This window comes from Anaerorhabdus sp. (genome assembly GCF_036657415.1).
Taxonomy (GTDB): Bacteria; Bacillota_I; Bacilli_A; order Erysipelotrichales; family Erysipelotrichaceae; genus Anaerorhabdus.
In genome coordinates this window covers 1-16319 of the sequence record NZ_JAVXGL010000006.1, presented here as the reverse complement: position 1 = coordinate 16319, position 16319 = coordinate 1, and the positions used below count along the sequence as shown (strand labels likewise).

Here is a 16319-nt window from a genome sequence, read left to right as displayed (position 1 = left end):
ATTTCTCCCCCTGTATCTCTTTATAACTATTATACAAATAAATTGTTCTGGTTGTCTTTTATATTTAGCATTTTGTAATAACTGTTTTTGAAAAATCTTTATGAATGGATGTTCTCTCTACTTGATAAAGATGATTTGGTAAAAGTTCTTCAAAAAATGGAATAGATGGTGCATAGATCCATTGCCCCTGCTTTTTCAGTGATGCTAGTATGTTCATATATGTGGAAGCATATCGATTCGCTATTTCTTCGTTTTCAAGATGATGATAAAGAAAATGACTTGTGAAGGATAGATTAGAAATAATTGTATTCCATTTCATACTTCCATAATTAAACGCAAACCAATCTATTGATGTACATCCATACGCTGAAGTTTCTCTATCAATACCATACGCTTTGATATTCTTGCTTCGTAGATAGGTTACAAGATTTCCATGATTACCACAGCCAATATCGAGTACAGGTTCTTTTATTTCTTGCGTATTAATATTTAATAAATCACATAAAAATTTACCTGAATATTGTGCACAGACAAATTGTTGAGCCATTCTATTATCATTATGATTAATTTGAGCTATTGATGGATTACTATTTTTAATAAATGTTGTAATACGTTTGTAATGTCTATCTTCAATTTTTTCCAATGACAAATCAAGATCTTCTAGTTCATTTAATAGTGATAGATAAATAGTACGAATATATTCTTGTGAAGTTTCGTTAAAATAAATGTATTGATTAACTTTATAAAACTCATCCAAAAATTGATTTTGATATTTATGTGCCATATAATCTATTTGCTCTTCAGAAAGTTGGCAAATAAATTCCCTGAATTTGAATAATGCTATCATGGTGTTCTTTTGAAAAGAGAGCTGATTTGTGTTACAGAAAATATTTTTGTTCGTATTCGCTATGAACTGATTTTCCATAACTAGTGACATCTGTTCCAAAATATTCTGATTTAACATTTTAAATTTCCACCTTTTATTAGGGGTATTATATCATAGACCATTAGCTACAGCGTTATCTTTCATAATGGATGTGTCACTGTTTCTTTCTTTTACTAGAAGTTATTCTTATTATTAGAATGCATATTAAAACCTGTGCTTTATACAGGTCATTATTTTAATGGAGTAATTATGGGTTTTGAAGTCATACATTTAGACTAATCACTTGAAACCTGGATAAGTTCTTTTGAAAACGCCAATATGTTGTCTCTTTCTTCAGGTTTAGATGATGCAATCAGTACTGTCAGTGTTGCCAAAGTAGTATTGCTAATCCTTTGTCTATTATTTACAATAAGTTGTCTATTCTTCATTAAGAAATAAATAAAGATAGTGGCTGCTATTCTCTTATTTCCATCATAGAAACTATGATTCTTTGTGATAAAGTAGAGTAAATTAACTGCTTTATCTTCAAGTGTTGGATAAAGTTCAACACCATCATAACTTTGATAGACTTGATTTATACTTGATTGAAATGATTCATCTCTTTCTTTACCAAACAGGTCTCCTCGAGTATCAAATGGAGATTGTTCAATGACTTCCATGCATTCTTCATAAGACAGCTGATAAATACACGCAGTTTCTTGATCCTTCTTTTCCAGAAGCACTTGATGGTCATAATCATCCAATAGCTGTAATCCTTGCGAATAAAGATTGAGTACACTTAATACTTCTGAAGCATCAAACCCTTTTACACCTTCCATCATATCGACTTGGATTTCTTGCATGCGTTCTAATTGTTTTAATCGTTTATCATTATATACAACACCTTTTAATGTATATTCTTTAAGAATTTTAGTTGCCCATTGCCTAAAAAGTATACCTCTTTTTGATTTAACACGATATCCTACTGAAATTATCATATCCAAATTATAAAAATCTATATTGTAACTTTTACCATCTAGAGCAGTATGGGCAAATTTTGCTCATACTGAATTTCTATCTAGTTCGCATTCAGCAAAAATTTTTCTAATATGTTTTCCTATTACACTTCTATCTCTTTCAAATAAGTCTGCAATTTGGTCCAAACTTAACCATACTGTATCTTGTTCTAGAGTTACTTCTACAGATATCACTCCATCTTCAAAAAACACACTATTATTTTCTTTCATTTGTACTCCCTTCTACTCATTTATTCGCAAAAGAAGTGCAATTTCCTAAAATCTTTATAGGCACATAAAAACCTGTGTGGTTGACACAGGTTCGTTCAATTAGCATGGAGCTCCCGACGGCGAATAAACTCCCGTATTTAGACTCATCCCTTGTTGCAACATTGATTTGAAAAAACTAATGTTTATATTATTGAAAAACAAATTCCTTTATATTTTCGAAATTTTGATTTTCACAATAATAAACTGTTTCATTAGTCTTATCAAAAACCATCGATATTTCTGTTATCCATTCACCTTCACTTTGCTTTGCAACTCTTAATATCTCAAAAGTTTTCTGTACATTCATATTCACCAACTCTGACAAAAGCTTATTCACATTGTTAAATCGCTTACAGTAATTAGTTTCTTTATTTTTCGTAGCATCAACGAGAGAAAAGTTAGTCATAACTTGAAACTCATTTGGTTTAAGTGAAGAATAAATATTTCCTCTCCCTGGTTCTATAATCCATACATTACTTTGTATATCACAGATCATATTATGTGTACTAAAATTTGGTACATTTACAATTTCTATATTCTCTAAATATTGTTTTAAAGTATCAACACATATTTTATTATCAATAATTTCTGTAAGAAACTTTGTTGAATGTACAACACCTTTTCCTCTTCTATATTTTCCTTTTTCACAAGCATTAACTAGCAAATTATTAAAAAAAATTCCTGATTTATGAATACCAAAACTAGGATATTTCATTTTACCCATTTCAACATATACTATTAACCAGTCTTTTTTAGTAGTATTTATTCTATACTTCATACCATTATTATCAAAGTTCATCGCAATATAACAATTATCATCTGTCTTCTTTACAAAACTTGTGCACATATTTTACTTGCTCCATCCTTATAAATTTTATTTTTTTCATTTCATTATTTAACTGGATTCTACCGTTAGATAATGAAGTTTATAACGCCATACAGAATATGACATAACATAAATATACTTGCTGATAATAACGCTACTACATTTTTTCTTGATATTGAAAATAATATAAATACTAAACAAGGTGCAATAATCAAATCCAAAATTACTACTTGATTTATTATGCCAGCATAATATAGGTACCAACCAATGTAATACAATATTAACAGAATAACAATTCCTCTAAACAATACTTTTTTCATCGGTTTATAACGATTTTTATTTATGATAATACATAGTGCTACAACCATTATAACTTGAAAAACAGAAGCAACCATATCTACAACTGGAGTTATTGATTTGTTCCTTAGCACATCATTAGTAGCAGGAATAGCAAACCATATAAAATTGGGAAACATAATTATCAAAAACAAAATTAATCCCCATACATCAAACCCCATCTGATAATTACTTATCTTCAACATTGTTCTTCCCTTTCAAATTCTAATTTATCCATATATTACATTAGGTAAAAAAATAAAGCAATGTTCATCACTTTCTTCATCTGTCTGACAACAACACTCAACTATCTATCTTCAAAAACCATAATACATTTACCTCCTACTTACTAATATGCAGTGATTAGGTAATTTCCTTGCTTCTTGTTTATTTTCTATATGATATCTATGGATTAACTCTTTTCAAAATATCTTCAAAAGCATTAAAAAAGCCTTTATTTAAAGGCTTAAACGATATGATATCTATCGCGTTCTACTGAATTGGCACCCCCAACCAGAATCGAACTGGTAACTAGATCTTAGGAGGATCTTGTTATATCCATTTAACTATAGGGGCATACTTTATTATTATAAGCCATTGAAAAGCAATCTTCAATTTAATAAGCACATCTATTGAAAAGAATTTAATTCTCATTCATGATATAATTATAAACTCGCAAGAAAGGAATTATTATGACTAGATATCAAATTTTTACTGATTGTACATGTGATTTAGCAGAAGATATTTATTTGAACTATCCCCTTGTTATTCTTCCTATGGATGTAACAATTGATTCAAATACATTTTCACACACACATGATTTTAAAAACATGAGTGCAAAAACATTCTATGAAAAACTAAGAGATGGATATATGTCCACAACATCTCAAATAACACCAATGGTCTTTAAAGAAGCATTTGAGAACACATTAAAAGAGAGAAAAGATGTTCTATATATAGGTTTCTCTTCTGGATTGAGTGGCACTTTACAATCAAGTTTAGTTGCTAAATCTGAATTAGAAGATTTATATCCTAATAACAAAATTGTTATTATTGATTCTCTTGCTGCAAGTGCAGGGCAAGGATTACTTGTTTATCAAGCATTGCTTAATCAAAAAAATGGTATGACTATTGATGAAAATGCTACTTGGTTAAATAACAACATTCTTAAATTAGCACATTGGTTTACTGTAGATGATTTACAATTTTTAAAACGTGGTGGTCGTGTATCAGGGGCTGTTGCACTTGTCGGAACCGCTTTAAAAATAAAACCTGTTTTACACATTGACAATGATGGTCATCTTGTCAATGTATCAAAAGCTCATGGTAGAAAAGCATCTTTAACTGCTTTAGCCGATAGACTAGCTACTACAATTACTGATCCAACAAATCAAATTATCTTTATTTCTCACGGTGATGCTTTAGAGGATGCCCAGTTCCTTGCTAATAAAATCTTTGAATCATCCCATGTTAAGGATGTTATGATTAGTGATATAGGTCCTGTTATTGGTTCACACTCAGGCCCTGGAACAATTGCTTTATTCTTCTTTGCAACTGGACGTTAAAGTACCTTATGGTACTTTTTTCTATCTTTAATATAATTGCGTGATATAATTATTTTCGAGGTATATTTATGTTAAAAAGAGTCTTGTTTGTTTTTATAGGTAATATAATTATTGGGGTTGGTATTGGGTTAACTGTTTATTGTGATTTAGGTATCGATCCAAGCACCACTTTTTTCAGTGGTATTAATAATATTATAAACATTGGGTTAGGTAACTGTATATCATTAGGAAATGCTTTACTTTTTATTCCCATGTTTATGATAGAGCGTAAAACGATTCATTTAGGTACATTTGTAAATATGCTTGGTGTAGGTTATGTAATTCAATATTCATCTTTATTTTTTATAAACACACTTCCAGTATTATCATTGCCTTTACGCTTTGGGATTATGTTTATCGCAATAATTATTGTTTGTATTGGTTGCGGTCTGTATCTTTCTGGAAATCTCGGTCAAGCGCCTTGGGATTCACTTGCACATCTTGTAAATAAAAAATTCCCTAAAATAAAATACTCAACTGGTCGAATGATTCAAGATATTTCTGCATTAATTCTAGGATTCTTGCTTGGAGCTCAACTTGGTGTTGGTTCTATTATCTTTGCCTTCTGTTTAGGTCCTGGAATTCAATTCTTTAGGCATTTGTTTGAACGAACATTCTTTAAAGGAGTTATCTTCGAATAACTCCTTTTTTTATTGTCTTATTTCTAATGCTGATGTATCATATCTCACTTCTGCATGATTTGTCCTAATTAGTTTATGCTCAACTGTTTTACCGGTAGTACGATCAATAATATTTCTATAAATTTTACTATTGCGGTAAACTGTTTCATTTTCTTTTGAGAAAAATTCATCCTCTACAACAATATGTATTTTCTCAGGTTGTATTTCACTACAACGTAATTCTCCACATAAATATTCATCCGTTGTATAAACAATCAATTGATATGTTCGATTAGTTGTATTTTTAAAGCGATAATCTAAATAATTATAAACAATTGAAGTTCCTGTCCCAAATGGTATTTTACGATTAAAGTCTGGAAACAAATCATAACTATCATGATGGTGATGTTCAACAATAGTCATTGATGAATGCAGTATCATCCAATGAATTAAATTTGTAAATTGACACATTCCTCCACCAATTCCTTGTGTTGCTTTACCACTAGAAATTGTAAGACCTTCTTTATAACCCTTGGATTGATCTGTTGACCCAACTAATTTCCAAAAAGAAAACACTTCATTTGGTTTAATCAATATCTTATTTACCTTTGGCGCGGCAATTGTTAAATTTACAGCTTTGTTTTCTTGTAATTGTATATTCACATTTCCTAATCGTCTTCTAATTAGAGAATTGTGTTTAATAACGCAAACTGGTAATTCTTCAGAACTTTTATTTTTTGCGAATGTTTGAAATGATAAAAAGTCTTTTACATTTCTTTGTAATCGACATTTTAACACAGATATTTTATAAGTCAGTGGAGAAATTTCACAAAATAATTTTCTCATATGTTTCTCCCTCTAATATTTAGTCTTTTAAGAAAGAAATAAAGTCATCTCTTAATAGTTCATAGTCAACTACTGATTGTTTATTTCCCAATTGATCTGTCCATGAATCATATTTTGTAGAGATTTTTCTGAAACCAAGTGTTTCATATACATGTTGGGCACGCTTATTCTCTAAATTAGTATCCAAAATAATCTTAGTTATCTTCTTATTTTTATATAATTCCGTAATAAGCATCGATAAAAACAGTTTTCCTAAACCTTTATTTTGTTCATGCACATCACATATTTTTATTCCAATCTCAACAATGGTTTTCTGTTGAACAGTGAAACTCATTTCACCTATTGGTTCATTATCTCTTTCAAGAATTAATCGCCTTTTTGTTTCGTCAGAATCATTTGCAATTTGATTTTCAATTTTATTACAATTCGTATTAAGTCCGTAAGGAAAACCAGCATGAGCCATTACACTACCATCATTCCACCAAGTAGCTAATAAAGAACAATCCTTTGCATTTGCATTTCTAATAGTTAAATTTCTGTAGGTACAGTTCACTTAGTATACTCCTTATTAAATATTTCTAAATCAATTTTATCTGCATTCATTGGTCTAAAGAAATAATACCCTTGTATCATATCACAATTCAAGTCTCTAAGTATTTCTACTTGTTCACCAATTTCTATTCCTTCCGCAACTGTAAGCGCATTTAAATCATTCGACATTGTAATAATATTTTCAATTACTATTTTACTTCGATTAGGAATTTTAGATTGTACAAAGAATTCTTTATCTATCTTAACAACATCTACTTCAATATCCTTTAGTAATGATAAACTTGAATATCCACTACCAAAATCATCAATCGCTAATGTAAACTTATTTCTATGGAGCTCACTAATTAGTTCTTGGATTTTCATTACATTATCAGACAATACAGATTCTGTAAGTTCAACTTCTAAATATTCATGCGGTACTGCATATTTATCCGCAATCTTACATAGCTCTTCTACAAAGTGTTTATTCGCTAAATGAATTCTTGAAAAATTAACAGAAATTCGTATTGGTTTTAAATTATTATCTATCATATTTCTTAAAAATTTAACTGACTTTTCAAACATTAACATATCTGTCTTAACGATATATCCATTAGATTCTAATATTGGTATAAAATCATTGGGATACATAAAAGAATTTCCATCATATTCCCATCTAATTAAAGCTTCGGCACCACTAACTACATTATGATTTAATATATCCACTTTAGGTTGTAGATATAATTTAAATTCATCATTTTCCATTGCGGAATTCATTCTGTCTTCTATAGACTTCGCTAAAATCTCTTTATTCTCTAAATCTTCCACATAATCAATAATAATGTCACCACTTCGTTTCTTAGCTTCACGGTGAGCAAAATTCACTTTCTCAATGATGCCATCTATATCTAGACGTTCAGGATCATCTTTATAAACAATGAATTGTCCTGTTGGGAAAGTTATAACTTTATTAAATTCTTCCCCCATAAACACACTAAATAATTCGATAAAGTGATTTCTCTCTTCATCTAAATATTCTCTACTCTTGAATGGTAAGAGTATAATGAATTCATCAATTGCTACTCGACAAAAAATACCATTTTCTTTTTTAGCTGTAACTTCCAATGACTTGGCAATATTTTTTATAACCTGATCACCATAATCATAACTATAAATTCGATTAATCAATTTAAAGTTACGGATATCAATTTTCACAAATACATAAGCTTTAGAAGAATTCTTTTTTAGCTCTTTTACTGCTTTATATTTAAACATCCTTAGCGTCAACCCACCAGTTAATCTATCAACATTTCTCACATCGCTAAAAGTGAGTGCTAATAAAATAATCAAATATACAATGACACCACCACTTATCATACCAATATATTTTTGTTGTTCATTAAATATATTATCAAATGATTTATATGCTTCCTTTTCATCTACCATCGCAACCATATACCAGTCTCCATAGTCTAATTTGGTATATGTTAAGAAAATCGCTTTCTTAGTTTTATTCATTACAATCATCGCAGTTTTTGTTTCATTATTAAGTATCCATTTATCAAATGAATCGCTTTTATCGGTAGCACATTCTTGCGATAAAAATTCAAATAAATTTGTTGTATCACCCGTATATTCTGAATGTCCAATTATTTTATCGCCATCTTTATCCACAACATAAATTTCACCTAAATTATAAAGAAGTTTTGTATTAAAAATTGAATCTAATTCTGTACTTGGGTACTTACATATTAGTACTCCTACTACCGTATCATTTCTTGTGATTGGAGCAGAAAGCATAATTACTGGATCAATTATGTTTTCATAATGTTCTGGTAAAGTGACATAAGATTCACCTTGTAGCGATTTCTCAAAATACGTTTTATCCGAAACATTCTCTATCGAATTATCCGTACATGAGATTGCTACTCCATCAGGTAAGGCAATAATGTAATCTTCATAAATATTATCATCAATTACTACCTTCAAGAAATCGATTTGTTCTTGACTACCAATTTCATATCCATCTTCACCTAAAACTCTTGAAATAGCATTAACACGTTTTATTTGTTCTTTTATTTGCATATTAAAAGAAACTACATTTGGTTTTACAATTTCTTCTAAATGATCTTTTATATGTGAATTGAGTTGGTCTTTAAGTTGATTATTAAACTGCACAAAAACCGCAAGTAAAAAGGTTACTAAAATAACTGTCAAAGAAATAACAAAAATCGTTTTCTTTTTCATAAGTCCACCCTTATAGAAGTAATTATATTACTTTTCTATTTATTATGGTATATCTATTGATATTATATATCGTATATTTCAAAAATGTATAATTCTTTTTGCAAAAATATTATTTTCTCAAATTATATAAATTTGGGCAAATTAAAACCCCATAGTTTCTATGGGGTCGCAAATTGTTTTTATTCCTTGTCGTATTCACTCATATCTGGCATTTTTTGGCCAGCAGGAAGTGGGTTTTTCTTTCTCATAAAATGATAGATAATAAACGGGATAAATAATACTACGATGAAACTTACACTTAGAATTGTCAAATATGTAGTAGAAACCCCAGGTCCTGATAATTGTGAAGGAGGAATGAATGAGATACCAAATGCAATTAATGAAAGAATAAGTCCTGAGAATCCTACGATTAAACGTATAACTTTACTCTTTGAAATTTGGAATGCACGAGGTAGATCATCATGTTTTAATACCATCACAATATAAGCGATGAAGAAAATTACATACGCTATTATATAAAGAACAACTGTTAGAGAGATTGCTGTGAAGAAGGATAAGTTGTTATTTCCTCCACCACCGAATGTTAAGATTGCTGTCCAAACTGTTACGATAATTCCTTGTAGTAACAAGAATTTTGTAGGAACGCCTTCTTTATTAGTTTCAGATAATGATTTAGGCATTAATCCCATCTTACCTGCTACTTGCATACCCCATGATGGTCCAACTACCCAAGCTGATACTTCGGCAATAACACCACCTGCGATAAGTACTGCGATAACTCTTACAATCCAATCAAGTCCTTTTCCAAAGTGAGCGAGTAAACCGCTGAAACCTTGAAGAACACCTGTTGATAGTCCTAATTTATCTGCTGGAACTACTGCTCCAATTGAGATACCACCAATTGTATTTAGGATAATAGCTAATACTACAAGTCCTAGAATAGCTAGTGGATAATCGCGTTTTACATTTGTCATTTCATTTGCATGGGTAGCTGATGCTTCAATACCGGCATAAGCTAGAATGAATGAAACGAATACAACTAACGTATTTATTTTAGTGAAATCTGGAATAAGTGCTTTAAAATCTAAAGACATGATACTCTTACCACCTGTTAAGAAGAATGCAATAGTTAATCCGAATAAGATAACTGCTGGAATAAGAATACCAATAATGAAACCAAGTTTTGAAATCTTAGCTGTTAATTTAGTACCTTTAAATTGTGAGAATGTTAATGCCCAGAAAATAATTAATACTCCGAAGAATCTTACTACTGGGTTACTATTTAATGGTTCCCAACTAAATACATAAGATAATGCACTTAGTATGAAATAAATCATTGTTACAAATCCAACAGTAATTTGAAACCATTGGAAGAAGATGTTGGCGAAACCCCACTTTTCACCTAATATATTACCAGACCAGGAATAAACACCTCCTGTGTCCCATCCTTTTACTGTAGCCATTTCAGCCGCACATAGTGCAACTGGAAGGAACCAGAATAATCCACCTACAATGAGATAGAAGACTAATGAAAATCCAGATGATGCAAATGTTGGATATTCATAAACTGTCATTACCATTGTGGCAGTAATTGCAAAGAAACCAAAAAGGGTCAAGTGTTTCTTTGAATTCGTATTTTTGTTACTCATATTAATCTCCTTTATTAATTCTTAAATATTACTATTTAATGAGTAAATCCTTGTTTACCTAATTTTGTTTTTCCTGCTGTATCTTCGTGTGTATTCTTTTCAAGATAATCAATAGCCATCTTCATATCTTGTACTAAAGCATCACGTAATGCAGCTGAGAAATCTGCACGAATTACATAACGTTGAATGACAGTTGTTTGAAGGTTTTCTGGCAATGTATATGCAGGTACTTGCCATCCTTTCATAGCTAAACGATCAGCAAGTTCATATAATGTCCATTTATGATTTTCAGGGTTCTTTAAGCGGTAGCAAATAACAGGAATGTTATCTCCATCGTTGTAAATTTCGAAGATACCCATATTTTCAATTTCTTTTGTAATACTTACTGCTAAATCATGAGTATGAGTTTGAACTAATTTTAATCCTTCAAATCCATAACGCATGAAGATGTAATATTGACCAATAATTTGACTTCCTGAACGTGAGAAGTTAATTGCCATTGTTGGTTGTTCACCACCAAGGTAGTTAACATAGAATATTAATTCTTTTGGTAAAAATTCTTGGTCTCTCCATAATACCCAACCAACACCTGGATATACTAATCCATATTTGTGTCCTGAAGTACTAATAGAACGTACATTCTTTAATTGGAAATCCCATTTGATTTCTGGGTGTACAAATGGAGCGAACATTGCTCCTGAAGCACCATCAACGTGGATACCAATTTTAACTTTTGCAGTTTTGTTATATTCTTCTACAAGTTTATCGAGAGTCTTAATATCATCAAATTTACCTGTATAAGTAATTCCTAAAATTCCAACAATACCAATAGTGTAATCATCTACGTAGTTCATTACTGTTTCCATATTTAAACTCATATGTTGTTCATCTAATGGTACTAAACGCATTTCAATATCCCAATATACACAGAATTTTTCCCAGCATACTTGGAATCCTGAAGAAATAACAAGATTTGGCTTTTTAGCTTTAACATCAATTCCTGCTGCTTCAGCTTCTTTACGCCATTTGAATTTCATTGCCATACCACCAAGCATACATGCTTCTGATGATCCAACTGTTGAAGTACCTAGTACTTTAGTTTCATCTGGTGCATGCCATAGGTCCGCGATAATATTTACACAATAGTTTTCCACTTCTGTCATCTTTGGATATTCTGATTTATCAATTGCATTAATCGCAAGACATTCAGACATAAGCTTAGTAGCTTCTGGTTCCATGTAGGTTTGACAGAAAGTCGCAAGATTTTGTCTTGCATTACCTTCATCAATTAATTCATCTTTGATTAATCGATAAGCAACTTCTGATGGAATTGAATCTTTGTTTAATTTGTTTTTTGGGAGCTTGTTATCAGCTGAGAATACAGCTAAATTAGGAGTTCCGTAATTTTCATCCTTAATAGGTTTTTTGAAATGTAACATAATTTCCTCCTTTTACCATTTTTTGGAATAAAAACAGATTCTTGCATGTGTTTTTAAGGAGAAACCAGTAATCAAAATTACTTTTCTCAAAATGAGCGCAATAAAAACATCTTTTAAAACTCCATCAGTTATTTTAAATTATTTGTTTTTACTTACTTCTTGAGGTTCATCGGGGAAAGAATAGGTCGTTGGATAGAATCTAGAAGTTTGGACAATACGGGAATTATAGGTATAAGTTTTTACTTATATTCTCATAGATATAAAATCAGTCCTAGATTTTCCTAGTCGATGTTTGGAAATAAATTTCCGCTTTCTCGATGAATGCATTTTTCAATACTAGTTTGTACCTTGCTTGTAAAAGCTTTGAAACACATTTCATCTATTTAACCATAGTAGTAGATGCGATAACTTTAATTGTTATCTTGCGTTAACACCTATCTCTATCGTTGATTTCATGTTAACACTATGTTTTTTCACCTGCAAGAAATGTGATTTTTAATTTTGCATCAATCAAAATAAGCCTTTAAATAAGCCGTTTTTAACATTTTTGAATTATGTGAATTAGTCGCTTTTTGATCAATATAACCTTATATAACTAATTTTAAAAATTATAAATAGTAACTATATAATTATCTTTTTATCACAAATTTATTTGTTTAATTATTATTTATAATCCAAGTTTTTTAAAATAAACTGACGTATTAAATCATCTATTATTTTTATAAAAATGAAGTACACTATAAATATATTTTTTAAAATTGATTTGCTAAAATTAGTTTATTTATGAGTTTTTCAGTTAATTTCAACGTATATTTTCTCTTTCAAAAATGATATACTTTACCATATGAGATTAATTATCAATATTCTAATAAACATTGGGGTACGTTATGAATAAAGAAAAACAACGAGAAGAAAATAGACAAAAGGTCATCCAAGCTTCACTTAAATGTTTCAAAGAAAAGAGTATCGAGAAAACTGCACTTAAAGAAATTGCAGAAGAAGCAAATTTATCTTTAAGAAGTCTTCATCGCTATTTTATAGATAAAAATGATCTAATTATACAATCAATTTCTGAATACATGAAACCTAGTTATGAATCTTTATTACTTTACATCCAATCTTCTGATTTTCAAAATTTAAGTGGACTTGAGCAATGTGCTGCTTATTTTAGAAAAATATTTATGGTTTTAAATGATGATCCTAATCTTGTAATATTAGGCACCGAATATCAATTATATTTATGGCATACAAGGAGCCCTTTAGAGAGTACAACAGCTGCTATTAAAAAGTTATTAACTCAAATCCTTACAAAAGGAATTAATGATGGCACTATTAGACCCGATATAAACGTTGATTTAATCGTAGAAACAATGATTAGAAAATTTAAAGGTTTTATTCAAAGTGTCGCAAGTTTTACAGGAGAAGATGCTGTTTTTGATGAACTTTCCACGCAATGCTTTGAACAAGGATTAGAAATTTTTATTTTTTATCTTAAAAAATAATTTTTTTTACAACAATCTGTCATTTGTATGACAGATATAAAGTTAATATTTAATATAAGGAGAATTTTATGACTTTTAAAAAGAAAATCTTAGTTCTAGAAGAAAATGTTCAGGATAAAAAGATATTGCTAGATATCTTAGATAAGGATTTTTTAATCTTTATCGCTACTGATATCCAAAATTTACAAGAAATAGTAGATAAACAATATGATGATTTTTCCGCAATCATTTTAGATATCAATATTCAACTAGATCAAAAATATGATTTTCTTTGCACAATGAATAAAAATAATCAATTATCAAAGATACCTGTACTAGTTACTAGCACTACTACAGATACGCATCTAGAAAAAAGAGTTTTAGAACTTGGTGTTCAAAACTACATCATTAAGCCATATAAACCAGAAATTTTTAAACTTAAATTACTCAATACAATTACGATATGTGAAAGCAACGAATTCTCACATATGATAACCTATGATTCATTAACTAAACTGTACACAAAAGAATATTTTTATAAATATGCCGAAAAAATAATTAAAGAGAATCCTTCTATTGAATTTGATATTATTTGTTGTGACATCATGCGCTTTAAATTAGTAAATGAATTTTATGGTATCAACGAAGGAAATTCACTTTTATGTTTTGTCGCTGATATGTTAAGACGCGACACCAAGAATAGGGGATATGTTGCAGAATCAACAAAGATATTTTTGCTTTATTAATTCCCCGTCCAGCAAAATATCTTAAAGTTCATTTCGAGTCCTCTACAAAATATATTAAAGATTTTAATCATAATTTAAATAATATTTTAAAATATGGCATATATCAAATACAGGATAGAACAATTCCCGTCAATATTATGTGTGACCGTGCGTATCTTGCACTTGAATCAATCAAAGATAAATATGACACTCTTTATGTATTCTATAATGAGAAAATTAGGCAACGACTTCTTAATGAACAGTTTATTTCTTTAAATATGGAAAATGCTCTACTTAATGAAGAATTTCAAGTTTATCTACAATCTAAACATGATTTAGTAACTGGAGAACTAACAAGTGCCGAAGCATTAGTACGCTGGATTCATCCAAAGAAAGGTATTATATCTCCTACTGAATTTATTCCCTTATTAGAAAAGAACGGATTTATTACAAAACTCGATGTCTTTATATGGGAAAAAGTATGTAAAACAATTAGAGAATGGATAGACAATGGTATAAAACCTATCCCTATTTCAGTCAACATGTCACGTGCCGATATTTACAATCCAAATATTGATCAAATCCTCATGAATATAGTAAATAAATATAATGTACTTCCACAATTTCTTTACTTAGAAATAACTGAAACAGCATATATTGAAAATGAACAAGATTTAATAATTACTTTAAAGAAACTTAAAAAGCTAGGTTTTATCATTGCCATGGATGATTTTGGAAGTGGATATTCTTCACTTAATATGCTTTCTGAACTTCCAATTGATGTTTTAAAACTTGATATACGTTTCATTCAAGGAAATCATTTCACTAAAAATCGAAGAGATATAATTAGCTTTATTATTAGTTTAGCAAGATGGCTTAATATGCATATTATTGCTGAAGGAATTGAAACTATCGAACAAGTCAATCTATTAAGATCACTTGGCTGTGAAAGAGGTCAAGGCTACTATTTTTCAAAACCATTGTCAATTCCTGATTTTACCGAATTCATTTCTTCATCACTAAACAATAAGAATTTAGTCAAGCAGACTACAAATAAAAAAAATACTTTAGTTTATAATAAACATGATTCTATTTTAATTTTAGACGAAACAAATCTAGAATTTAATACGCTCAAACAAGTTTTCAAAAAATTATATACGACACTATCCTTTACTACTGCCGATGAAATGATTGATTATATATCTAGTCATGATTCTACTATTTCTTCAGTAATCGTAAATGTTTTGGAAAATACCACTCTAAATCTGATTTCGAAAATAGTTTATCAATGTAATTTATATGATATCCCTGTTTTAACTATACATCACTCCAGTCATTTGATTACAAAATGCATATCAAAAGGAGTATCTGATTGTATCGTAAGTCCTTATTCTTCAATTTCTCTTCCAAATAGAGTAAGAAATGCTATTTGCGAAAAGAAAGTATCAAAGTTTGTAAAACAGAAAGAATTTAAAACCGCAATTCTTGATATGAAAGAACGTGCTGAGAAAGATACACTTACTAATCTTCTTAATCGTACTGAATTCGAAGCAAGAGTACACAAGTTTTTTTCTCATAATAAACAACCTGAAGGAATATTTATCATATTAGATATTGATCACTTTAAAAATATCAATGACTCTTTAGGACATATTTCTGGTGATAAAATACTTTGTTTTGTCGCTGAACTTTTAATAGAAATATTCCCTGAAACTAATATTATTAGTCGCTTAGGAGGAGATGAATTCGCATTGTTCATTCCTTACAAGCTTGAACAATTTGAACTAGAAAAGAAACTTCTCAAAATCTGTCAAACATTCTCAGCTAATGAATCTACAAAGGTATCTTGTTCAGTAGGTGTTTG

Annotated in this window: 15 protein-coding genes, 1 tRNA gene and 1 pseudogene; 5 read left to right on the top strand and 12 right to left on the bottom strand. The window is 29.7% G+C overall.

From position 1 onward, the window contains the following. Positions 1-64: 64 nt before the first annotated feature. The 7 genes and pseudogenes from RSB60_RS01695 to RSB60_RS01665 all read right to left on the bottom strand — a co-directional run bounded on the left by RSB60_RS01695 (position 65) and on the right by RSB60_RS01665 (position 3889). Entirely contained in the window at positions 65-964 is a 900-nt protein-coding gene (locus RSB60_RS01695) for a hypothetical protein (protein WP_332614187.1), read from the bottom strand. Between the two features lie 197 nt (positions 965-1161). Beyond that, entirely contained in the window at positions 1162-1545 is a 384-nt protein-coding gene (locus RSB60_RS01690) for a type II toxin-antitoxin system death-on-curing family toxin (RefSeq protein ID WP_332614214.1), read from the bottom strand. Between the two features lie 135 nt (positions 1546-1680). Beyond that, positions 1681-1911: pseudogene (gene rhuM / locus RSB60_RS01685) on the bottom strand (RhuM family protein); the annotation flags it as partial. Positions 1912-1926: 15 nt separating this feature from the next. Continuing rightward, positions 1927-2112 carry a hypothetical protein gene (locus tag RSB60_RS01680; protein ID WP_332614185.1) on the bottom strand — a complete coding sequence of 62 codons (186 nt, stop codon included), beginning with the start codon at positions 2110-2112 and terminating at the stop codon, positions 1927-1929. Between the two features lie 187 nt (positions 2113-2299). Further along, positions 2300-2998: a hypothetical protein gene (locus RSB60_RS01675; RefSeq protein WP_332614183.1), complete on the bottom strand. Its 699-nt coding sequence runs from the start codon at positions 2996-2998 to the stop codon at positions 2300-2302. 65 nt (positions 2999-3063) lie between these two features. Next, positions 3064-3519, bottom strand: coding sequence for a hypothetical protein (locus tag RSB60_RS01670; protein ID WP_332614181.1), 456 nt, complete (start codon positions 3517-3519; stop codon positions 3064-3066). Positions 3520-3814: 295 nt separating this feature from the next. Continuing rightward, positions 3815-3889: transfer RNA gene (locus tag RSB60_RS01665), tRNA-Arg, on the bottom strand. Between the two features lie 116 nt (positions 3890-4005). Here RSB60_RS01665 and RSB60_RS01660 point away from each other — a divergent pair. Further along, positions 4006-4878 carry a DegV family protein gene (locus RSB60_RS01660; RefSeq protein WP_332614179.1) on the top strand — a complete coding sequence of 291 codons (873 nt, stop codon included), beginning with the start codon at positions 4006-4008 and terminating at the stop codon, positions 4876-4878. 68 nt (positions 4879-4946) lie between these two features. Further along, complete coding sequence (locus RSB60_RS01655; protein ID WP_323380480.1) at positions 4947-5558, top strand: YczE/YyaS/YitT family protein; 612 nt, start codon at positions 4947-4949, stop codon at positions 5556-5558. A gap of 9 nt (positions 5559-5567) precedes the next feature. Here the strand turns inward: RSB60_RS01655 and RSB60_RS01650 are convergent, their stop codons facing one another. From RSB60_RS01650 to RSB60_RS01630, 5 genes are all read right to left on the bottom strand, one after another. Further along, positions 5568-6383, bottom strand: a complete 816-nt coding sequence (locus RSB60_RS01650; protein WP_332614177.1) for a VanW family protein — start codon at positions 6381-6383, stop codon at positions 5568-5570. 19 nt (positions 6384-6402) lie between these two features. Continuing rightward, the gene (locus RSB60_RS01645; RefSeq protein WP_332614175.1) at positions 6403-6936 is read right to left on the bottom strand and encodes a GNAT family N-acetyltransferase; all 534 of its coding nucleotides are present in this window, start codon (positions 6934-6936) and stop codon (positions 6403-6405) included. Further along, positions 6933-9161, bottom strand: coding sequence for an EAL domain-containing protein (locus RSB60_RS01640; protein ID WP_332614174.1), 2229 nt, complete (start codon positions 9159-9161; stop codon positions 6933-6935). The genes RSB60_RS01645 and RSB60_RS01640 overlap by 4 nt, the downstream gene beginning before the upstream one ends. 179 nt (positions 9162-9340) lie before the next feature. Further along, entirely contained in the window at positions 9341-10810 is a 1470-nt protein-coding gene (locus RSB60_RS01635) for an amino acid permease (protein ID WP_332614172.1), read from the bottom strand. Between the two features lie 35 nt (positions 10811-10845). Next, a complete protein-coding gene (locus RSB60_RS01630) occupies positions 10846-12249 on the bottom strand; it encodes a glutamate decarboxylase (protein WP_323380485.1) in 1404 nt (467 codons plus the stop codon). Positions 12250-13136: 887 nt separating this feature from the next. Here RSB60_RS01630 and RSB60_RS01625 point away from each other — a divergent pair. The 3 genes from RSB60_RS01625 to RSB60_RS01615 form a co-directional block, all read left to right on the top strand. Beyond that, entirely contained in the window at positions 13137-13751 is a 615-nt protein-coding gene (locus tag RSB60_RS01625) for a TetR/AcrR family transcriptional regulator (protein WP_323380486.1), read from the top strand. Positions 13752-13819: 68 nt separating this feature from the next. After that, positions 13820-14476 carry a diguanylate cyclase domain-containing protein gene (locus tag RSB60_RS01620; protein ID WP_332614170.1) on the top strand — a complete coding sequence of 219 codons (657 nt, stop codon included), beginning with the start codon at positions 13820-13822 and terminating at the stop codon, positions 14474-14476. 137 nt (positions 14477-14613) lie between these two features. Next, a partial coding sequence (locus RSB60_RS01615; RefSeq protein WP_332614168.1) for an EAL domain-containing protein occupies positions 14614-16319 on the top strand: 1706 nt, incomplete at its 3' end.